The 20494-nt window shown below is 64.3% G+C and carries 17 protein-coding genes; 6 read left to right on the forward strand and 11 right to left on the reverse strand.

What is annotated here, in order from left to right; genetic code table 11:
* Window positions 1–312: 312 nt before the first annotated feature.
* From pepN to KI243_RS21430, 6 genes are read right to left on the reverse strand one after another with little or no spacing between them, the layout of a single operon-like run.
* A complete protein-coding gene (pepN, locus tag KI243_RS21405) occupies window positions 313–2982 on the reverse strand; it encodes an aminopeptidase N (protein ID WP_212809890.1) in 2670 nt (889 codons plus the stop codon).
* 12 nt (window positions 2983–2994) lie between these two features.
* Complete coding sequence (locus tag KI243_RS21410) at window positions 2995–3825, reverse strand: DUF2797 domain-containing protein (RefSeq protein ID WP_212809891.1); 831 nt, start codon at window positions 3823–3825, stop codon at window positions 2995–2997.
* Window positions 3822–4082, reverse strand: a complete 261-nt coding sequence (locus KI243_RS21415) for a DUF1315 family protein (protein ID WP_017127847.1) — start codon at window positions 4080–4082, stop codon at window positions 3822–3824. Before KI243_RS21415 ends, KI243_RS21410 begins: the two co-directional genes overlap by 4 nt.
* Before the next feature lie 31 nt (window positions 4083–4113).
* Window positions 4114–4986 (reverse strand): rhomboid family intramembrane serine protease, encoded by an 873-nt coding sequence (locus KI243_RS21420; protein WP_017127846.1) that lies wholly within the window; start codon window positions 4984–4986, stop codon window positions 4114–4116.
* Entirely contained in the window at window positions 4983–5957 is a 975-nt protein-coding gene (locus tag KI243_RS21425) for a metallophosphoesterase (protein ID WP_177108460.1), read from the reverse strand. The genes KI243_RS21420 and KI243_RS21425 overlap by 4 nt, the downstream gene beginning before the upstream one ends.
* Entirely contained in the window at window positions 5954–6844 is an 891-nt protein-coding gene (locus KI243_RS21430) for an NAD(+) kinase (protein ID WP_177062447.1), read from the reverse strand. The genes KI243_RS21425 and KI243_RS21430 overlap by 4 nt, the downstream gene beginning before the upstream one ends.
* A gap of 105 nt (window positions 6845–6949) precedes the next feature.
* On the opposite strand from KI243_RS21430, the gene KI243_RS21435 reads away from it, so the two are divergent.
* Window positions 6950–7990: a DUF1853 family protein gene (locus tag KI243_RS21435; protein ID WP_017127843.1), complete on the forward strand. Its 1041-nt coding sequence runs from the start codon at window positions 6950–6952 to the stop codon at window positions 7988–7990.
* Here the strand turns inward: KI243_RS21435 and KI243_RS21440 are convergent.
* Window positions 7911–9197 carry an arsenic transporter gene (locus KI243_RS21440; protein ID WP_177119606.1) on the reverse strand — a complete coding sequence of 429 codons (1287 nt, stop codon included), beginning with the start codon at window positions 9195–9197 and terminating at the stop codon, window positions 7911–7913. The two genes, KI243_RS21435 and KI243_RS21440, sit on opposite strands and share 80 nt — an antisense overlap.
* A gap of 43 nt (window positions 9198–9240) precedes the next feature.
* Window positions 9241–9588 carry a metalloregulator ArsR/SmtB family transcription factor gene (locus KI243_RS21445; protein WP_017127841.1) on the reverse strand — a complete coding sequence of 116 codons (348 nt, stop codon included), beginning with the start codon at window positions 9586–9588 and terminating at the stop codon, window positions 9241–9243.
* Window positions 9589–9778: 190 nt separating this feature from the next.
* Here KI243_RS21445 and KI243_RS21450 point away from each other — a divergent pair, with 190 nt between their 5' ends.
* On the forward strand, window positions 9779–10330 hold the full coding sequence (locus KI243_RS21450) for a cytochrome b (RefSeq protein WP_017127840.1): 552 nt from the start codon (window positions 9779–9781) through the stop codon (window positions 10328–10330).
* On the opposite strand, the gene KI243_RS21455 is transcribed toward KI243_RS21450, so the two are convergent.
* Window positions 10320–11237, reverse strand: a complete 918-nt coding sequence (locus KI243_RS21455; protein WP_017127839.1) for a pyridoxal-phosphate dependent enzyme — start codon at window positions 11235–11237, stop codon at window positions 10320–10322. The genes KI243_RS21450 and KI243_RS21455 overlap by 11 nt on opposite strands.
* Before the next feature lie 80 nt (window positions 11238–11317).
* Window positions 11318–13354, reverse strand: coding sequence for an NADPH-dependent 2,4-dienoyl-CoA reductase (locus tag KI243_RS21460; RefSeq protein WP_017127838.1), 2037 nt, complete (start codon window positions 13352–13354; stop codon window positions 11318–11320).
* Between the two features lie 211 nt (window positions 13355–13565).
* Here KI243_RS21460 and KI243_RS21465 point away from each other — a divergent pair, with 211 nt between their 5' ends.
* From KI243_RS21465 to KI243_RS21475, 3 genes are all read left to right on the forward strand, one after another.
* A complete protein-coding gene (locus KI243_RS21465) occupies window positions 13566–14705 on the forward strand; it encodes a nitrilase-related carbon-nitrogen hydrolase (RefSeq protein WP_017127837.1) in 1140 nt (379 codons plus the stop codon).
* Window positions 14702–15742 carry an AraC family transcriptional regulator gene (locus KI243_RS21470; protein ID WP_177086748.1) on the forward strand — a complete coding sequence of 347 codons (1041 nt, stop codon included), beginning with the start codon at window positions 14702–14704 and terminating at the stop codon, window positions 15740–15742. Before KI243_RS21465 ends, KI243_RS21470 begins: the two co-directional genes overlap by 4 nt.
* A gap of 348 nt (window positions 15743–16090) precedes the next feature.
* Window positions 16091–17137, forward strand: coding sequence for a pyruvate dehydrogenase (locus tag KI243_RS21475; protein WP_212809892.1), 1047 nt, complete (start codon window positions 16091–16093; stop codon window positions 17135–17137).
* A 22-nt stretch (window positions 17138–17159) separates the two neighbouring features.
* Here KI243_RS21475 and KI243_RS21480 read toward each other — a convergent pair whose 3' ends face one another.
* Complete coding sequence (locus tag KI243_RS21480) at window positions 17160–17630, reverse strand: MarR family transcriptional regulator (RefSeq protein ID WP_042936253.1); 471 nt, start codon at window positions 17628–17630, stop codon at window positions 17160–17162.
* Window positions 17631–17809: 179 nt separating this feature from the next.
* Between KI243_RS21480 and aceE the strand changes: the two genes are divergently transcribed.
* The gene (gene aceE / locus KI243_RS21485) at window positions 17810–20488 is read left to right on the forward strand and encodes a pyruvate dehydrogenase (acetyl-transferring), homodimeric type (RefSeq protein ID WP_103033023.1); all 2679 of its coding nucleotides are present in this window, start codon (window positions 17810–17812) and stop codon (window positions 20486–20488) included.
* Window positions 20489–20494: the final 6 nt, after the last annotated feature.

A 20494-nucleotide genomic window follows, 5' to 3' on the forward strand; every position in this document is an offset into this window, starting at 1 on the left:
AATCTAGAGCCCCTTCTAAAGCTGGAGCTATCCTATCGGGCTTTGGAATCGTCTGACAATCGACGCCACGTTATCTTTTGTTAACCCGGGGGTATCGAGGGGTGGCATGAATGATGGGGCATCAGGAGGGATGATGAACAAAGGCCACGAGCGTGGCCTTTGGTGAAAGTCTCTGGAGCAGCGGCGGTCCTGCTGGCTGAATGCGCTCTACTGCAGGAGCCGACGGCCCGGCGCTCCGGTTTGCCCGCGAAGGTGGCCTTGAGGGCGCCAAAAGCTTCGCGGGCAAGCCCGACTCCTACAGAGACCGGTGTATCAGGCCAGGCTTTTGCTGACCACCTCGTAGACGTCCGCCGACAGCTCGCCCGAACCGCGGATACGCTCCAGCTCGGCCTTCATCAGCGCCTGGCGGGCCTTGTCGTACTTGCGCCAGCGGGTCAGCGGGGCCAGTTGGCGCGAGGCGATCTGCGGGTTGAGGGCGTTGAGCTGGATCACCAGGTCGGCCAGGAAGCGGTAGCCGGAACCGTCCGCCGCATGGAAGTTGACCAGGTTCTGGCCGGCAAACGCCCCGATCAGCGCACGCACCTTGTTCGGGTTCTTCAGGGTGAACGCCGGATGCTCCATCAATGCCTTGACCCGCTGCAGGCCGCCGGGCAGGACACTGCCGGCCTGGACGCTGAACCACTGGTCCATGACCAGCGGGTTGTCCTTGAAGTGCTCGGCGAAGCTCGCCAGGGCCAGGGCCTTTTGCGCATCGAACGGCGAGTTCACCAGCACCGCCAGCGCGGTCAGGCGCTCGGTCATGTTGTCGGCACTCTCGAACTGCTCCAGGGTCGCGGCCAGGACTTCAGGCTTGCCGCTGAGCATCAGGTAGGACAAGGCGATGTTCTGCAGCGCGCGCCGGGCGAAATGCTCGTTCTCGGCGATATAGGCGGTCTTCTTCGACAGCTCGCGATTGACCTGGTAACGCTGCCACAGGCCGTCGAACAGCTGCTCGGCCAGTTGCTTGCGGGCGAATTCGCGGGCGTCATGGATCGCATCGACATCCGCCACTTCACTGATTTCGGTGAGGTAGGCCTCGCTCGGCAGGGAAAGCATTTCGGCAACCATGGCCTGATCCAGCTGGTCGTTACCCAGCACACTGCGCAAGGCTTCGACCAGACGCTGGTCAAGCACCAGGGCCTGACCCTTCTGGTGTTGGCCGATCAGATCCTGCAGCACCTGCACCGACAGTTGCTGGCCGGCGTCCCAACGGTTGAAGCCGTCGGTGTCGTGCTGCATCAGGAACATCAACTGGTCGCGGTCGTACGGGAAGCTCAGCTTCACCGGTGCGGAGAAGCCGCGCAGCAGCGACGGCAACGGCTTGGCGGCGAGGCCGACAAAGGTGAAGGTCTGCTCGGCCTCGGTCACCGACAGCACGCGGCTGGTCGCGCCGGGAGCCGCCTCGCCCGCCAGTTGCAGGGCGATTTCGGCGCCCCGGGCATCCAGCAGGCCGAGTTCCACCGGGATCACGAACGGCAGTTTTTCCTGCTTGTCCGGGGTCTGCGGGCAGCTCTGGCGGAAGGTCAGGCTGTAGGTCTTCGCCGCCGCGTCGTAGCTTTCGCTGACCGCCAGGCGTGGGGTGCCGGCCTGGCTGTACCAGCGCTTGAACTGGGTCAGGTCGATACCGTTGGCGTCCTCCATGGCCTTGACGAAATCGTCGCAGGTCACGGCCTGGCCGTCATGGCGTTCGAAGTACAGGTCGCTGCCTTTGCGGAAACCTTCGGCACCGAGCAGGGTATGGATCATGCCGACCACTTCCGAACCCTTCTCGTAGACGGTCAGGGTGTAGAAGTTGGAGATCTCGATAAAGCTGTCCGGACGTACCGCGTGGGCCATGGGGCCGGCGTCTTCGGCGAACTGGTGGGTACGCAGGTAGGCCACGTCCTGGATGCGCTTGACGGTGCGCGAGTTCATGTCCGAGGAGAACCCGGCGTCGCGGAACACGGTGAAGCCTTCCTTGAGCGACAGCTGGAACCAGTCGCGGCAGGTCACGCGGTTGCCCGACCAGTTATGGAAGTATTCGTGGGCGACGATGGCCTCGACCCGCTGGTGGGCGGCGTCGGTGGCCGTTTCGGCGCGGGCCAGCACGGCGCTGGAGTTGAAGATGTTGAGGCCCTTGTTCTCCATCGCACCCATGTTGAAGTCGTTGACGGCAACGATCATGAAGATGTCCAGGTCGTACTCGCGACCATAGGTTTCTTCGTCCCAGCGCATGGACTTCTTCAGGCTGTTCATGGCGTGCTGGCACTTGTCGATATTTTCCGGCTCGACATAGATCCGCAGCGCCACGCTGCGTCCGGTCATGGTGGTGAAGCTGTCCTCGACGCACCACAGGTCGCCGGCCACCAGGGCGAACAGGTAGGCCGGCTTCATGAACGGGTCTTCCCAGGTCGCCCAGTGCCGCCCGTCTTCCTGCGGGCCGTTGCCCACCGGGTTGCCGTTGGACAGCAGGACCGGGTAGCGGTGCTGCTCGGCGATCACCGTGGTGGTGAACCGGCTCATCACGTCCGGGCGGTCGAGGTAATAGGTGATCTTGCGGAAGCCTTCGGCCTCGCACTGGGTACAGAACATGCCACTGGACTTGTACAGTCCTTCCAGGGCGGTGTTGCTTTCCGGGTGGATACGCACGCTGGTATCGACCGTGAAGCTGGCGCTGGTCGGCTGCAGGGTCAGGTGGCTCTCGCTCAACTGATAGTCGGCGGCGGCCAGTTCGCGGTCCGACAGGCTCACCGACAGCAGTTCCAGTAGCTGGCCGTCGAGCACCAGCGGCGGCAGGCCGCCTGCATTCTCTTCACCGTACACGGGATTGCGGCGCATCAGCAGTTGCGCATGGACCAGCGTGTGGTCCTCGAACAACTCGAAGGTCAGGTGCGTCTCGTCGATCAGGTACTCGGGGGCCTGATAGTCCTTCAGATAGATCATCTTCGGTTGTTCGGTGCGCATGGGTGTGTCCTTCTACTGATGCACGGCGAGCTGGTAGGCCGTGTACTTACGGATATTGATCACGCCGGTGTCGAAGATCAGGTATTGGCCCTTGATCCCCATCAGCGTGCCTTCGGCAATCGGGTTCTTGTCCAGATTGAAGCTGACGATCTTGGTCGGGTAGGACTCGATCGGGTAACGGATTTCCAGCGGCTCGATATCCCGGACCGGCTGGATCGCCTGCAAGCCGAAACGCTCCTGCAAGGCTAGCAGGCCTTCGGCGCAGGACTCGAACAACTGGTCGCGGACCTGCTTGAGGTCAACCGCCGGCGCATCGCCCTTGAGCAAGGCGCGCCAGTTGGTCTTGTCGGCCACCTGGCTGCGGAACAGGTCCTCGACGAAACCGGACTGCTGGCGGGTCGCCACGCGCACGATCGGCAGGGCCTGGCTGGCGCCCTGGTCGAGCCAGCGGGTCGGCAACTGGGTGGCCCGGGTGATACCGACCTTGATCCCCGACGAATTGGCCAGGTAGACCACATGGTCGGTCATGCAGAACTGCTCGCCCCAGGCCGGATCACGACAGGTCCCGGCGTCGTAGTGGCAACGCTCCGGGCTCATGATGCAGGTGTCGCACTGCGCCAGCCTGGTCATGCATGGGTAGCAATAGCCCTGGCTGAAGCTGGTCTTGGTCTTGCGCCCGCAGTGCGTGCAATGGATGGAACCGAGAAATTCCAGGCGCAGCTTGTGACCGATCAGCGGATTGACCGGCACCTCGCTGTCCCCCAGGCGAAACGTGTATTGCGCGGTCGGTTCGTCCAGGCGGACCGACATCTTGCTGACTGCACCACGGCCAATCTCGATCAATGGATGGCATCCGACTTGAACAGGATATTCGGCACCGGTGCCGACTTCGAGGCGCACTCCTGCGGGCCCATGTAGCCGGTCCGCTCGTCTTCGGGCAGGTTCTGGGTTTCCCAGGCGATCATCGCCTGCAGCGACAGTTCGCGCTGCTCGGCGGTCAACTTGCGGCCATCGGACCACTTGCCGATTTCCACCGCCAGTTTCAGGCTCTCGTAGATGTCGGGGGTGATGTTTTCAATCATTTCGATGAAAGAGGACATTAAAGTCTCCAGATTTTTCAAGACATTCGAATCAGGCGGCCAGTTTACGTCGGGACCACAGCCCGCCCAACAAACCGGTGAAACATCCGATGAGCAGTCCGCCGACATGGGCACCGTTGGCGATTTCGCCGAAGCCGATCAGCGAGATCAGCCCCGAGAGGCACACCAGCAACCAGATCAGCATCATCGCCAGCACGCCACGCGGCAGGCGATAGACCGGGTTCGGCGACAGCACCTGGTAGATCCAGCAGTGTCCGAGCAGGCCGTAGAGCACGCCGGACAGGCCGCCGAACAGGGTCGGGCCGCTGACGTAATATTGCGTGAAGTTCGACACCAGGCTGAACAGCAGCGTCAGCCCCAGCAGGTTGATCCCGCCCTGGCGCAACTCGATGCGCTTGCCCAGTTCCCAGTACCACATGCCGTTCATGGCGATATGCAGGAAGCCGAAGTGGATCAGCATCGGTGTCACCAGGCGCCACCACTGCCCCGCCGCCAGGCCGTCGGCCAGGGGCGTGAACTGGATGTAGTCGCCGCGCACCTGGAAATCGAGGAAAGTGAACCAGTGCAGCGTCTCCAGGTTGTCGCCGAGCAAGGTGAGCGCGGCAACGACCAGGCTCAGCAGCAGGAGCAACGCCGTCACCGGACTCTGACGCACCTGCTGGATAAAGCTCGGGCGTTTCGCCGCCAGCGCCCTGGGCGGCACTTCCAGCTGGTTGTGCGGGTCGCCCTGGGGAAACTGCTGGTACAGCGACAACACATCGGCACCGACCGCCTCCGGCACCCACAGCACCTGCTCGCCGCCCTCCTCGCTGACCCGGTGGGGAACCTGCAGGCGTTGCAGCAACTGGACGAAACCACTCAGGTCGGTGGTCAACGGCAGGCGCAGGACAGCGGTGGCACTCATTTCAGGACCTCGGGGCGTTCGACGTCGACCCAGACGAATTTGTTCGGGTCGAGACGGGTCTCCTGGTCCAGCCGGTAGGCCGCCAGCTTGCCGTAGAGCACCGCGCTGTAATCCAGGCAGGCCAGGTTGGGGCGAATCGGTGCCGGCTTGCCGCTGCGCCAGTAGTGGCCGACAAACAGCATCGGCTCATCCAGTCCGTAACGCAGCAAGGCGTTCTTTTCGGTGGAGGACAACGGCTTGCTCGCCACCCGCTCGGGCAGCGCATCGGGCTGGAACACGATATCGCCATAGGTCTGCGGATCGTCTTCCCAGAACTTGGTGCGGAAGAAGGCACGGGTCAGGCCGTCGCCACCGGTCAGGGTCAGCCCGTCCGGCAGGCGCATGTCGGTACCGCGCAACAGGCGGTTGAACACGGTGCTGGCAAAGCTGCCGTGCACCGCCGAGGCCTGGAGGAAATGTTCGTCGATACGCCCGTCCGGATATTGCGCGCGCAGCGGCTCGATCAGGCCGGCATCCCAACAGGCATGCACCACGCGAAAACGCCCGGCATCGAGGAACAGCGGCAGTTCGTAGAACCACTGCAGGAAATCATGCCAGTCGCCCGGATGCTGTTCGAACTGGGTCAGGGTTTCCTGCAGCAGGCGCGCATGGCGCGGCGTGTGTTCGCGCACGAACTGCTTGCCGCTGCCCGGCGGTGCCGCGGTGGTCCAGCCCAGGGCGTTGAACTCATGGTTGCCCATGATGCACAGCGCCTGCCCGGCCTCGACCATGTCGTGGACGATATGCAGCGCCTCGCGGATGCGCGGGCCACGGTCGATGATATCGCCGAGGAACACCGCCATGCGCGACGGGTGGCGCCAGACGCCGCCCAGCTTGTGATAGCCGAGCATGTCCAGCAGATGTTCGAGGGTATGAGCGCAACCGTGCACATCACCGATCAGATCGTAGCCACGCGCGGGATCGAGCATCAGTCGCCTCCACCACCCAACCGGCTACCCCAGCCGAGCTTGGTCCGGCAGACTTCGTAGTAGTTGTGATCCAGCGGGTGGATCAGCCGCAGCTTCTGCGATTTCTTGCTGATGGTCACCGTATCGCCCGGCGCGCAGGTGAAATGGTTCTGCCCGTCGCAGGAGACTTGGGGGTAGATCTGCATGTCCTTGGACACCACGATTTTCAGCTCACTGTTGCCATCCACCACAATGGGGCGGCTGGACAAGGTATGGGGGTACATCGGCACAATCACAATGGCATCGAGCTTGGGATGCATGATCGGGCCGCCGGCGGACAGCGCATAGGCGGTGGAGCCGGTGGGGGTGGCGACGATCAGGCCGTCGGCCTTCTGGCTGCAGACGAACTGGCCGTCGATATACAGCTCGAACTCGATCATCCGGGTCGACTTGCCGGGGTGCAGCACCACGTCGTTCAGCGCATCGCCCTGGCCGATGGCTTCCGCGTGGCGGCGCACCTCGGCTTGCAGCAGGAAGCGGTTCTCCACCAGGTAGTGCCCGTCGAGGACCTTGGCCACTTCGACTTCCAGGTCGTCCGGACGGATGTCGGTGAGAAAGCCCAGGTTGCCGCGGTTGATCCCCAGCACCGGCACGTTGTGCCGCGCCAGCGCACGGGCGGCGCCCAGCAGGCTGCCATCGCCGCCGACGACGATGACCATGTCGCAGACTTCACCGAGCATCTTGCGTGACGAGGTCTGCAGGCCGTGGCCCGGCAGGACTTCGGCGATGGTGTCTTCGAGGATCACGTGCATGTGCCGTTCAAGCAGAAAGCGCTTGAGGCGGCGAACGGTATCCAGCACCTGCGAACTGCCCAGTCGGCCAATGATGCCGATATTGCGAAATTGCTCCATGGGGCTCCTGAAAAGGTTCTGCTGCAGGCAAAAGAACGATTATGGGCGAAAGCCGGCCCGAGACAAAATCCTTTCAGCCACGAGCCAAACGGCTATGCTCGCAGGATGATCCTGTTCCCCGGCTTGCTCAACCTTCCCCGACAGTTGCGCCACCCCGAAGTGCGCGACCTGGCCTGGGTCATCCTCGCGCCGCCGATGCTGCTCGATACGCCCTGGCCGCAGCGCCATCCGCTGGCCGGCAGCGACTGGGTCGAGGCGCCGCAACAGCTGGAACACTGGCTGCGGCAGCTGGACCGCGACAGCAGCGCCCTGCAGCACTGGCTGGCCCTGGGGGCCACGCGCCGGCTCGGGCTGTATTACGAACGGCTCTGGCAATTCGCGGTGCAGCAAGCCCCGGGGATCGAACTGATCGGCGCCAACCTGCCGATCCGGCGCGAAGGCCATACCCTGGGCGAACTCGACATGCTGCTGCGCGACCGTGATGGCGTGCATCACCTGGAACTGGCGATCAAACTCTACCTGGGGCCACAGCAGGGCCAGGGAGAGGACGCCGCGCACTGGCTCGGCCCCGGTTGCCATGATCGACTGGACCGCAAGCTGGCCCACCTGAGCCAGCACCAGTTGCCGATTTCCGCCCGTCCGGAAAGCCGCGAAGCCCTGGCGGCACTGGGCATCCAGGCCTTCAGCGCGCAATTGTGGCTCGGCGGCTACCTGCTCTATCCCTGGCCCGGCACCTCGCGTGCGCCGCGCGGCGCCCACCCGCAGCATCTGCACGGGCGCTGGCTGCATCAGCGCGACTGGGCCGACTTTCGTACCCAGAGCCCGCCGGGACGCTGGCAACCCCTGCCCCGCCATGCCTGGCTGGCGCCGGCGCACTACAGCGAGGACCAGGCCTGGACCGAGGAACGACTGGACGACTGGCTGGACCAGCTCGATCCCCTGGCCCCGGCCCAGTTGCTGGTACGCCTGAGCAAAAACAGCGAGGGCGACTGGGAGGAAGCCGAGCGGTTGTTCCTGGTGGCCGACCTCTGGCCGAATGTGCCGGGCACCCTCGACCGGGTCGCCATCAGCCCACGGACAGGCGCAACGCCAGCGCCGCCAGGGTCACCAGCAGCACCGGCAGGGTCAGGACGATCCCGACCTTGAAGTAGTAGCCCCAGCCGATGCGGATATCCTTGCGTTCCAGCACATGCAGCCAGAGCAGGGTCGCCAGGCTGCCGATCGGCGTGATCTTCGGCCCCAGGTCGCTGCCGATGACGTTGGCATAGATCATCGCGTCCTTGACCACGCCGCTGGCATGGCTGGCATCGATGGACAAGGCGCCGATCAGTACCGTCGGCAGGTTGTTCATGATCGACGACAGAAACGCCGTCAGCAGACCGGTCCCCATGGCCGCGCCCCAGATGCCATAGCCGGCGAACCAGTCCAGCCAGCCGGCCAGCCAGGTGGTCAGCCCGGCGTTGCGCAGGCCGTAGACCACCAGGTACATGCCCAGGGAAAAAATCACGATCTGCCAGGGCGCCTCGCGCAACACCTTGCGCGTGGAAATCCGATGGCCGCGGGCGGCGATCCCCAGCAGCAGCGCGGCGCAGACCGCCGAAATGGCACTGATGGGAATGCCCAGCGGCTCGAGGGCGAAACACCCGACCAGGAGAATGCCCAGCACCCACCAACCGGCGATAAAGGTCGCCCTGTCATGGATCGCGCTGGCCGGCACATCCAGTTGTCCCGGGTCGTATTGCACCGGGATGTCGCGACGGAAAAACCACATCAGGATGCCCAGGGTCGCCGCCACGCTGATCAGATTCACCGGAACCATGACTGCCGCGTAGGCGTTGAAGCCGATGCCGAAATAGTCCGCCGAGACGATATTCACCAGGTTCGAGACCACCAGCGGCAGGCTCGCGGTATCGGCGATAAAGCCGGCGGCCATGACGAAGGCCAGGGTCGCCGCCTTGGAAAAGCGCAGGGCCAGCAGCATGGCGATCACGATCGGCGTGAGGATCAGCGCCGCGCCATCGTTGGCGAACAGCGCCGAAACCAGTGCCCCCAGCAGCACGAAGGCGGCGAACAGCTTGCGTCCGCTGCCCTGTCCCCAGCGCGCCACATGCAGTGCGGCCCAGGCAAAGAAACCGGCCTCGTCGAGCAACAGGCTGATGATGATCAGGGCGATGAAGGTCCCGGTGGCGTTCCAGATGATCTGCCACACCAGCGGGATATCGCTGAGCTGTACCACTCCGCTCAACAGGGCCAGCACAGCCCCCAGCACGGCACTCCAGCCAACCCCCAGGCCCTTGGGCTGCCAAATCACCAGGGTGATGGTCAGGAGGAAAATCAGTGCAGCAATCAACATGGACAATACCCTGTCAGCTCGACGGAACGGTTCTGGAAAGTCATCAGCAGCAACGTGCCGGGCGCTCGCCCATGCCCTGCAGACGTTGGATATCCGCCGCCAGCCAGGCCTCGTTGGCCACGAGAGTGCCCTGCAACAGAGTGCTGACCCAGGGCAATAATTCCGGATGCAGGCGATAAAACACCCACTGCCCCTGGCGCCGGTCGGCCAGCAGGCCGCAACTGCGCAATTGCGCCAGGTGGCGGGAAATTTTCGGTTGGCTCAGTTCGAGGGCGGCCGTCAGCTCGCACACGCACAACTCGCCCTCGCGCAGCACCAGCAGGGCAATCCGGCTGCGGGTGTCGTCGGCCAGGCATTTGAAGAGCTCCACGGGAGAGATCGCATGGGACATGATAAAAAGCCTTTACATACGGAAAGTCGAATATACGTATTTCCATATATATCAGCAACCACTCTCGGCACGCACGAATTCCTGTCGACAGCCCTATCCCGGGCAGAGGGTTCAAAAGCGTATTAGAGTGTAGGAATGACTCCGTCGCTCAAGAACGGAGCTTCACGCCCTGATGAGTGAGGAACGGCCCATGCCCTGGAAGAACACCGACAGCCGCTACAGCAGCATGTCGATCGCCTTGCACTGGTTGATGCTGGTGCTATTGATCCTCGTCTACTGCTGCATCGAATTTCGCGGCCAGTTTCCCAAGGGCAGCGGCGGTCGCACCCTGATCGTGGAATCCCACTACATGCTCGGGCTGACCGTGTTCGTGCTGGTCTGGCTTCGGCTGCTGGCCCGGGCCATCGGCGTGGCGCCGAAGATCGTGCCGACGCCGCCGGGTTGGCAGAGGCTGCTGTCGACGCTGATGCACGGGGCCTTGTACCTGTTCATGATCGGCACCCCGTTGCTCGGTTGGCTGGTGGTCAGCGGCATGGGCCACTCGGTGATGTTCTACGGGATCGACCTGCCACTCCTGATCGCCGAGAACAAGCCCCTGGCCAAGGAAATCAAGGCATGGCACGAACTGGCCGGCACCACCGGCTACTGGCTGATCGGGCTGCATGCGCTGGCCGGGCTGTATCATCACTACGTCGTGCGGGACAACACCCTGGCGCGGATCATGCCCAGACTCAACCGCTAAACCCCCGGCGGCCCTGCAAACCGCCGGTATGCACGAATACCAGTCGCGTCCCCGCCGCGAAGCGTCCCGCCCCCACCTGCTCCCGCAGCGCCAGCAGGGCCTTGCCGGTATATAGCGGTTCCAGTGGCACCGCGCTTTGCCGCTCGCTCTCGGCGATAAACGCCAGCAATACCGGATCGACCCTGGCAAAACCACCCCGGCAGGCATCGATCAGCTCATAGCCACCGTCCGCGGCCCCGGCCTCGGCGAGAATCCTCGCCATCAATGGCGCCACGCCATGATCGCCCGGCACCGCCAGGGCAGCATACACCGGCCGCCGGCCGGCTTCGGCCAGCACCAGCCCGGCGGCGGTGGTGCCGGTACCCGCCGCCAGCCACCAACCGTGATAGTCCGTCCAGCCGATAGCCGCGAGCTGCTCGCCGACCCGATCGACCAAGATCCCGCAACCCTGCGCCCCCGCCAGGCCACCACCACCCTCGGGTACCGGGTGGAAACCCGGATAACGCGCCTGCCACGACGTCCAGAAGCCCGGCGCATGGCGTTGGCGATAGCCCTCGTAGCCGAGCCAGTGCAATTCCATGCCGAAAGCCCGGAGATCGTCGACAGTCGGGGTTTCGACGCAATGACCGCGCAGCAGGCCGACGGTGGCGAAGCCGAAGCGCTTGCCGGCGGCGGCCAGGGCGTGAAGATGGTTGGAGTAGGCACCGCCCAGGCTGATCAGGCCCTCCGCCCCGGCTTGCCGGGCGGCGGTGAGGTATTCGGTGAGCTTGAACCACTTGTTGCCGCAGATCAGTGGGTCGATCCGGTCGAGGCGCAGGATCGCCACTTCGATGCCGGCCCGGGCCAGCCAGTCGAAATGGAGGGGTTCAAGGGGCGCGTGGGGACGCCAGTCGAGCGGGGCCAGCATCGGCGCATCCATCGAGAGAAACCGCCAGTCTACCAGCCCTCGATCGCCCCCACGCTCCGCGCCGGGGCGATCGGCAGCCCTCAAAGCCCGGCGGCCAACCGCGAACCCTGATTGATCGCGCGCTTGGCATCCAGCTCGGCCGCGACGTCGGCCCCACCGATCAGGTGCACGTTCTGCCCGGCGGCCACCAGGCCGTCCTGCAGCTCTCGCAGCGGATCCTGGCCGGCACAGATGATCACATTGTCCACCGGCAGCACCTGCGGCTCACCCTCGCCGATGCGGATATGCAGCCCCTCGTCGTCGATCTTCAGGTATTCGACGCTGTTGAGCATCTGCACACGCTTGTTCTTCAAGCCGGTACGGTGAATCCAGCCGGTGGTCTTGCCCAGGCCATCGCCGACCTTGGAGGCCTTGCGCTGCAACAGGAACACCTGGCGTGCCGGTGCATGGGGTTCGGGCTTGATCCCCGCCACGCCGCCACGCGCCTCGAGCCGGGTGTCGATGCCCCACTCGCGCCAGAACGCTTCGCGATCCTGACTGGTGGCAACGCCCTGGTGCACGAGGAACTCGGAGACGTCGAAACCGATCCCGCCGGCACCGATCACCGCGACCCGGGTCCCGACCGGCTTGCGCTCCAGGAGCACGTCCAGGTAGCTCAGTACCTTGGCATTGTCGATTCCGGGAATCGCCGGCAGGCGTGGCGCGATACCGGTGGCGAGAATGATCTCGTCGTAACCGCCGGCCACCAGTTGCGCGACATCCACACGGGTATCCAGGCACAACTCGACATGGCTGGTCTGCAGCTTGCGCTTGAAGTAGCGCAGGGTTTCAAAGAACTCTTCCTTGCCCGGGACCCGCTTGGCCACGTTGAACTGGCCGCCGATCTCGCTGGCCGAATCGAACAGCGTCACTTGGTGTCCGCGCTCGGCCGCCACGGTCGCTGCGGCCAGACCCGCCGGCCCCGCGCCGACCACGGCAATCTTCTTGATCTGCTTGACCGGCAGGTAGTTGAGCTCGGTCTCGTGGCAGGCCCGCGGGTTGACCAGGCAGGAGGTCAGCTTGCCGCCGAACGTGTGGTCGAGGCAGGCCTGGTTGCAGCCGATGCAGGTATTGATCTCGTCGGCACGACCTTCGGCAGCCTTGTTGACGAAGTCCGGATCGGCCAGGAACGGGCGCGCCATGGACACCATGTCGGCATCCCCCTCGGCCAGGATCTGCTCGGCGACTTCCGGGGTGTTGATGCGGTTGGTGGTGATCAGCGGGATCGAGACCGCGCCGCGCAGCTTGGCCGTGACCTTGCTGAAGGCCGCCCGCGGGACCTTGGTGGCGATGGTCGGGATCCGCGCCTCATGCCAGCCGATGCCGGTATTGATGATGGTCGCGCCGGCCTGCTCGATGGCCTTGGCCAGTTGCACCACTTCTTCCCAGGTGCTGCCGCCCTCCACCAGGTCGAGCATCGACAGGCGGAAGATGATGATGAAATGCGGTCCGACCGCTTCACGCACCCGGCGGACGATTTCCACCGGCAGGCGCATGCGGTTTTCGTAGCTGCCGCCCCAGCGGTCGGTACGCTGGTTGGTGTGGGCCACGAGGAACTGGTTGATGAAGTAGCCTTCCGAACCCATGATCTCGACGCCGTCGTACTCGGCGTACTGGGCCAGGGTCGAACAGGTGACGAAATCGGCGATCTGTTTCTCGATCCCTTCCTCGTCCAGCTCCCGGGGCTTGAACGGATTGATCGGTGCCTGGATCGCGCTCGGGGCCACCTGTTTCGGACTGTAGGCATAACGCCCGGCATGGAGGATCTGCATGCAGATCTTGCCGCCCGCCTCATGCACAGCGTGGGTCACGATACGGTGCTGGTCCGCTTCCTCGCGGGTGGTCAGCTTGGCGGCGCCGGAGTACACCCCGCCTTCGTCGTTCGGGCCGATGCCACCGGTGACCATCAGGCCGACACCGCCCCGGGCACGCTCGGCGAAATAGGCCGCCATGCGCTCGAAACCGCCGGGCTTTTCCTCCAGGCCGGTGTGCATCGAGCCCATCAGGGTGCGGTTGCGCAGCGTGGTGAAACCCAGGTCGAGCGGGGCCAGCAGGTGCGGATACGAAGTGGCGGTCATGGTAACTCCAGGACAGGCTAGATCACGGAATGCGGGAAGCTCTGCGGCTCCCGTCAGTTGTATGACTGGCACATTAAAGAGCCGCCGACCCCTGCTCAATGACTGAAACTGACAACTTATTGATCCAAATGTGCAGCGCCCCTTGGCAAGCGCCGTCGTGCGCCCTACCCTAGTCGGCGAATCCCGCCAATGGCCGTTCGTTTTACCTTCCATGCGCAAACTTCTTGTCGGCACCTTTCTCATCGCCCTGATCGCCGCGCTCACCAGCTACGGCGTCTGGACCCAACAGCGCACGACCGGCCACTACCTGTCGGACCTGCGCATCAAACTCGCGGTGAACCAGGGGGTTCCCGGCGAGCATGGCAACCTGCTCGGCATCCAGCCGGAGCTGTTCCCCAGCGACTACCAGAGCCTGCCGCGCCTGCACCGCAAGCTCGCGGCCTACCTGCAACAGGCACGCAACCTGGGGCTGCTCAACGCCAGGACAGTGGTGGTCCTGCCCGAACATGTCGGCACCTGGCTGGTGCTGCGCGGTGAAAAGGACGACCTCTACCAGGCCATCAACCTGCAGGAAGCGATGAACTGGCTGATGGTCAGCAACCCGCTGAAATTCACCGGCGCGGTGTTCAAGGCCAAGGGCCGCAGCCGTCTGGACGACGCCCGGCTGCGCATGAAGGCGCGGACCATGGCCAGCGATTACCAGGCGCTCTTCGGCGGCCTGGCGAAAGAGTTCGGCATCACCCTGGTGGCGGGCTCGATCCTGCTGCCGACGCCGATCGTCGAACAGGGCACGCTGAAAGTCGGCCGTGGCTCGCTGTACAACGCCAGCCTGGCCTTCGGTGCCGACGGCCGCCCCATGGGCCAGCCGCAACGCCAGCTGTACCCGACCTTCGAACAACGCGGCTATGTCCTGGGGGCGTCCGACCAGCCACTGAATGTCGTCGACACGCCGGCCGGTCGCCTGGGCATCCTGATCGGCAGCGACAGCTGGTATCCGAGCGCCTACGGCCAACTCGACGCCCTGGGGGTGAAGCTGGTTGCCGTGCCGGCCTTTGTCGCCGGCAAGGGCAGTTGGGACAAACCCTGGCGCGGCTTCAAAAACGCGGTCACCCCGCCTGATGTCAGCCTGCGCCCCGGCGAACTCAGCGAAGGCGAGGCCTGGCACCGCCTGACCCTGATCAGTCGCGCTCCGGGCAGCCAGTCCATCGCCGGGATCAGCGTGTTCCTGCGTGGTCAACTCTGGGACCAGCGCAGCTCGGGGCAGAGTTTCATCAGCTACAACGGGCAGACCCTCACCCAGGACGACGCCGGTGGGCGTGGCGCCCGCCTGCTGAACCTGTGGTTGCCATGAAGCCGCTGCCGATGCGCCTCGGCGACTTGTCCGTCGGCTTCGTCCACAGCCTGGCCGACGCGGTGCGTGAATCGGGCGCCGATCCCCAGGCACTGCTGGAACAGTACGGGTTGGACCCGGCGCGCCTGGCCGAGCCCGGGGCGCGGTTGTCGATTCCGCGCTACATGCGCCTGGGCCACGCCGCGATCCAGCTTACCGGAAACCCGGCGCTGGGCCTGCACATGGGTCGCCTCAGCCGCCTGAGCCAGGCCGGACTGGCCGGCATCACCGCGGCCCAGGCGCCGACCGTGCGCGAGGCGGCACGGACCCTGACCCGCTTCGAAGCCCTCTACGGTTCCAACTACCGTGGTCAATCGAGCTTCCACGAAGATGCCGGCGGAGCCTGGCTGCGCTTCTATTCCATCAGCCCGTACAACGCCTACAACCGTTTTGTGGTCGACTCGATCATTGCCGGCTGGCTCAGGCAGTTATCGAGCGTCGCCGGCCAGGCCCTGCGGGCCGAACGAATCGATATCGAGTTCAGCGAGCCGGATTATGCCGCCGACTACCGGCTGCTCGGCGACGGCCCGGTGCACTTCGGTGCCGAGATCAATCAATTGCGCCTGGACCAGGCCAGCCTCGGCCTGCGCAACCCGGAACACTGTCCGAGTACCTGGCGGCACCTGCTGCAACTCTGTGAACGGGAACTGGAACAATTGACCCGCACCCGCAGCCTGCGTGAGCGCATCACTCAGTTGCTGGGGCCTTTGCTCAATGGTGGCCGGGAACCCGACCTGGAAGAAGTGGCGGCACGCCTGAAACTGCCGACCTGGACCTTGCGTCGCAAACTCGCCGAGGAAGGCACGCAGTTTCGCGCGATTCTCAACGACACCCGCCGCGACCTGGCGATGACCTACATTCGGGATACTGAGCTGGCGTTTGGCGAAATCGCCTACCTGCTCGGCTTTGCTTCAGCCGAGGCCTTTCAACGGGCCTTCAAGCGCTGGAACGGCCAGACCCCGGGCGAGTTCCGCCGCAGTCAGCGACATTCCGCCTGAGCAAAAAAAACGCCACCGTTTACAGCTCGGTAGCGTCATCAGCCGGTTCGACCGGATCCAGCTCGAAAGCGTGGAACTCCAGCAGCTCTTCTTGATAATCGTCCATTGTGAAACTCCTTTTGCTCGTGGGTAAAAGCGCTTGTGCAACTGACCTGCAGGGCCAGCTTAAGTTGCCCGTGTTAAGGAAAAATGAAGCGCCCTCTTACCAGACGTTCTCCTGAGTAGAAAAACTAGCAGATGGGTCAGGTTTTTTTCCAGTCATTTTTTATTCACTTGAAATGTAATTGCATTTGCAATCATATGCCCGACTGATCTAGGGTTGAAAACCCCGTCCAGGCGAACCCGACCATGACCGCACTCTCCCCCCGCCCCTCAAGCCGGGCCACCGCCCTTGCCTGCATCAAGGCCCTGCAGGCCGCCCCCGCGACAGCGGGATCACCGCTGTCCAGTGTGCTGGAGATCGCCGAGCGGCTGGAGCACGGCATGGCCGCGAACCATGGGGCCTGGGTCATCCGCAATCATCGGCATCCCGATGCGCCGCGTTCGACCCGGATCAGTGCCTGGTCGATGCGTTTCTCCCGTCATCGTGCGCAAAGACCCTTGCTGTACCTGCTCAGCGCCGCCCATTCCGCCGGACTCTGTGCAGTGGCCGACGAAACCCTGCAACGCGGTATCCTGTGCAACGATATCGAGACCCTGCCCTCGCGCTGGCCCAAGGGTGCACAGCCTTCATTGCCCTTGTGGCTGGCGAGCAATCCGCGCTGCCAGCCGTTCGACCCCGCCTCGGGCGCCGAAGCCCGGGCGATTGTCCTGGCCGCCTTGCAGCGGCTGTATGTCGAAGGCGATCCGGGGTTCTATTACCTGGCCCTGCACGATCGGGAGCAAGGTCCGGCGTTGACTGCCGAGCAGACGCAGGACGCCCTCGACGGCATGTACCGCCTCTCGCCGGAACGCCCGGCGATCATCCGTCTGCTGGGGGCCGGCCAGGCACTCGAGGAAGTGCAGGCGGCTGCCGGTTTGCTGGAGCAGGACTGGGGAATCACTGCACAGGTCTGGAGTTGTCCCAGCTATACCCGACTGGCGCGGAACGCCGCGAGTACAGCACGCTGGAACCGCCTGCACCCGGGCGCAACGAAACGCCGCTCGCATCTGGAGAAGTGCCTGGGCGACAGCAACGCCCCGATCGTCGCGGTGACCGGCTACCCGCAGGCCGTGGTCGATCCCCTGGGCGGGTATGTCGCGGCACGATTTGTCGGGCTGGGAGCCGGCTCGATGGGGCCGGGGGCGCCTGATCGCCACTGGATCGCCGCGCTGGCCCTTGGCGCCCTGGCGGATGAACAACAGATCGCATCAGGGCTCGCCAGGCAGGCGCTTGCGCGTTATGGGCTATGTTGATCGTCGCGCGGCTATCGCCCTGTCAGGCCTTGCCACGCCCCCGCGACTCGCTACCGGCATTGCGCGCCAGATCGGCGGTACGCTCCAGGGCGTCGGCGAAACTGCGCCGCTGGCTGTCGTCGAGTTGCGACAGAAACAGCTCGGCGACCGCCTCTTCGTAGATTGCCCACATCCTCTTGCGCAAGCCCCGGCCGGCCTCGGTGATCGAGGCAAATGCCCCGCGCCCATCGCCCTCGGCACGCGAGCGCACCACCAGGCCGTCCTTCTCCAGCCGGTCGACCAGCCGGGTGAGGTTGTAGCGCTCGATCGCCAGCACATCCGCCAGCTCATGCATCCGCCGAGTACCGTCCGGCCCGCTTTCCAATCCCCACAGGGCATCGTACCAGGCATAGGGTGGTAGCCCCGCGGTTGCCAGGCGCCGCTCTATCTCGCGGATAACGCTACGGTGAGCCCTGACGAAGCGGAACCATACATCGGGCTCGTTGGCAGCCATGAAAACCATCCGCAGAAAAATCAAGAGGGTTGCAATGGTAACCCATGGCGGGATAGATTCGATCTTGTAGTTGCAATTGCAACTATATTTTCAACGTGCTGCCGACGCCCACCCACAAGGTTTGCGCGTCGCATCCGTCCCGCCATCACGCTGCCCATCGGCAGCCCCAGGAGCCCGGCATGACTCACCCCAACGCCCTGATTCTCGACGATGATCCGCAGGAAACCCGCGAGTGGCTCGAATCGATCGAATCCGTTCTGTCCACCGAAGGACGCCCGCGCGCGCACTATCTGATCGACCAGCTACTGGACTTCGATGTCGCCCGCCATGGCGATTTCCACGGTCGGGTCACCACGCCCTACGTCAACACCATTGCCGTCGACCGCCAGCAGCCCTACCCTGGCAACCTGGCCATCGAACGCCGGCTGAACGCCTATATCCGCTGGAACGCCATGGCCATGGTGCTGCGGGCCGGCAAGCATTCGGGAGTCGGCGGTCATATCGCCACCTATGCTTCGGCGGCGGTACTGTATGACGTTGGCTTCGATCACTTTTTCCGCGGTCGCACCGACAACTTCGAGGGCGACATGGTGTATATCCAGGGCCATTCCTCGCCGGGTATCTATGGTCGCGCCTATCTCGAAGGACGCGTCAGCGAAGCCCAGCTCGACAATTTCCGCCGCGAAGCCGGCGGCGACGGCCTGTCGAGCTACCCGCATCCGCGGCTGATGCCGGACTTCTGGCAGTTCCCCACAGTGTCCATGGGCCTGGGGCCGATCACCGCCGCCTACCAGGCGCGCTTCATGCGCTACCTGGAATATCGCGACCTCAAGCCGCACCAGAGCCGCAAGGTCTGGGCCTTTCTCGGCGACGGCGAGATGGACCAACCCGAGTCCCTGGCGGCGATCTCCCTGGCCGGACGGGAAAAGCTCGATAACCTGATCTTCGTCGTCAACTGCAACCTGCAGCGCCTGGACGGCCCGGTACGCGGCAACGCCAAGGTGATCCAGGAGTTCGAAAGCCTGTACCGGGCCGCCGGCTGGAACGTGATCAAGGTGATCTGGGGGGGCGGCTGGGATGCCTTGCTGGAGAAGGATCGCAGCGGCCTGCTGCGCCAACGCATGATGGAATGCGTGGATGGCGAGTATCAGAACTACAAGTCGCAGAACGGCGCCTATGTGCGCGAGCATTTCTTCGGCAAGTACCCGGCCCTGCTGGAGCTGGTGGCCGACATGACGGACGACGATATCTGGAAGCTGTCCCGCGGTGGCCACGACCCGGACAAGGTCTACAACGCCTACGCCGCCGCCATGCGCCACAGCGGGCAGCCGACGGTGATTCTCGCCAAGACCGTCAAGGGTTTCGGCATGGGCGAGGCCGGCGAAGGCCAGAATATCAACCACCAGTTGAAGAAAATGGACCTGGACGCGGTCAAGGCCTTCCGCGATCGCTTCGGCCTGGAGGTCTCGGACGAGCAGCTGGCCAAGGAAATCCCCTACCTCAAGCCCACCGCCGACAGCCCCGAAGCGCACTACTTCGCCGCGCGCCGACAACAGCTCGGCGGCCATGTGCCGGCGCGCAACACGGCCTGCGAGAGCTTGCGGATCCCACCGCTGGAAACCTTCGCCGCACAGCTCAAGGACACCGGTGAACGCTCGATATCCACCACCATGGCCTTCGTGCGCATCCTCGGCACACTGTTGAAGGATCCGCATATCGGCAAGCGGGTGGTTCCCATCGTGCCCGACGAATCACGGACCTTCGGCATGGAAAGCCTGTTTCGCCAGATCGGCATCCACTCGGCGGTGGGCCAGCTCTACACCCCGCAGGACGCCGGGCAACTGAGCTACTACAAGGAAAGCCGCGACGGCCAGATTCTCCAGGAAGGCCTGAACGAATCGGGCGGCATTTCCTCCTGGATCGCCGCCAGCACCTCCTACAGCAATCACGGCCTGATGACCGTGCCGTTCTATATCTACTACTCGATGTTCGGTTTCCAGCGGGTCGGCGACCTCGCCTGGGCGGCCGGCGATGCACGGGCCCGGGGCTTCCTGCTGGGCGCCACCTCGGGCCGCACCACGCTGATGGGCGAAGGCCTGCAGCATGACGACGGCCACAGCCATGTGCTGTCGTCGGTGATCCCCTGCTGCGTGTCCTATGACCCGACCTTCGCCTACGAACTGGCGGTGATCATCCGCGAAGGCATGCGCCGCATGTATGTCGAACAGGAGGATATCTATTACTACATCACCCTGCTCAACGAGAACTACCCGCACCCGGCCATGCCCGACGGTGTAGAGGAAGGCATTCTCAAGGGGCTCTACCTGCTCGGGAACGACGACACGCAGACCGGGGAGCGACCTCGCGTGCAATTGATGGGTTGCGGCTCGATCCTGCGCGAGGTGATGGCGGCGGCCCAACTGCTGCGGGATGACTTCGCCGTGGCCAGTGATGTCTGGAGTGCCACCAGCCTCACCGAGTTGCGTCGCGAGGGGCACACGGTGGAGCGCTGGAACCTGCTGCATCCCCAGGAGGAACCGCGGGTCAGCTATGTGGAAAGCTGTCTGAAGGACCGGGCCGGGCCGCTGGTGGTCGCCACGGACTACATGAAGATCTTCGCCGACCAGATTCGCCCTTTCGTCAGCGGCAGGCGTTTCGTGGCCCTGGGCACCGACGGTTTCGGGCAATCCGATACCCGTGAAACCCTGCGGCAGTTCTTCGAAGTGGATCGCTACTTTATCGTCCTGGCCGCGCTCAAGGCCTTGGCCGATGATGGACAGGTCCCGCGCAGCAGCGTGGCCCAGGCTATCAGCCGCTACGGTATCGAGGTCGACAAACCCGATCCCGCGGCGATCTGAAGGGAG

It is taken from the genome of Pseudomonas sp. Ost2 (genome assembly GCF_018326065.1).
GTDB lineage: Bacteria > Pseudomonadota > Gammaproteobacteria > Pseudomonadales > Pseudomonadaceae > Aquipseudomonas > Aquipseudomonas gingeri.

What these genes read in the sequence shown, in the direction of transcription:
- KI243_RS21465 (WP_017127837.1), top strand. Translation starts at nt 13,566, where the DNA reads ATGCGCAAACTTCTTGTCGGCACCTTTCTCATCGCCCTGATCGCCGCG.
- KI243_RS21450 (WP_017127840.1), top strand. Translation starts at nt 9,779, where the DNA reads ATGCCCTGGAAGAACACCGACAGCCGCTACAGCAGCATGTCGATCGCC.
- pepN (WP_212809890.1), bottom strand. Translation starts at nt 2,982, where the DNA reads ATGCGCACCGAACAACCGAAGATGATCTATCTGAAGGACTATCAGGCC.
- KI243_RS21470 (WP_177086748.1), top strand. Translation starts at nt 14,702, where the DNA reads ATGAAGCCGCTGCCGATGCGCCTCGGCGACTTGTCCGTCGGCTTCGTC.
- KI243_RS21440 (WP_177119606.1), bottom strand. Translation starts at nt 9,197, where the DNA reads ATGTTGATTGCTGCACTGATTTTCCTCCTGACCATCACCCTGGTGATT.
- KI243_RS21420 (WP_017127846.1), bottom strand. Translation starts at nt 4,986, where the DNA reads ATGAGTGCCACCGCTGTCCTGCGCCTGCCGTTGACCACCGACCTGAGT.
- KI243_RS21430 (WP_177062447.1), bottom strand. Translation starts at nt 6,844, where the DNA reads ATGGAGCAATTTCGCAATATCGGCATCATTGGCCGACTGGGCAGTTCG.
- KI243_RS21445 (WP_017127841.1), bottom strand. Translation starts at nt 9,588, where the DNA reads ATGTCCCATGCGATCTCTCCCGTGGAGCTCTTCAAATGCCTGGCCGAC.
- KI243_RS21475 (WP_212809892.1), top strand. Translation starts at nt 16,091, where the DNA reads ATGACCGCACTCTCCCCCCGCCCCTCAAGCCGGGCCACCGCCCTTGCC.
- KI243_RS21480 (WP_042936253.1), bottom strand. Translation starts at nt 17,630, where the DNA reads ATGGCTGCCAACGAGCCCGATGTATGGTTCCGCTTCGTCAGGGCTCAC.
- KI243_RS21455 (WP_017127839.1), bottom strand. Translation starts at nt 11,237, where the DNA reads ATGCTGGCCCCGCTCGACTGGCGTCCCCACGCGCCCCTTGAACCCCTC.
- aceE (WP_103033023.1), top strand. Translation starts at nt 17,810, where the DNA reads ATGACTCACCCCAACGCCCTGATTCTCGACGATGATCCGCAGGAAACC.
- KI243_RS21460 (WP_017127838.1), bottom strand. Translation starts at nt 13,354, where the DNA reads ATGACCGCCACTTCGTATCCGCACCTGCTGGCCCCGCTCGACCTGGGT.
- KI243_RS21435 (WP_017127843.1), top strand. Translation starts at nt 6,950, where the DNA reads ATGATCCTGTTCCCCGGCTTGCTCAACCTTCCCCGACAGTTGCGCCAC.
- KI243_RS21415 (WP_017127847.1), bottom strand. Translation starts at nt 4,082, where the DNA reads ATGTCCTCTTTCATCGAAATGATTGAAAACATCACCCCCGACATCTAC.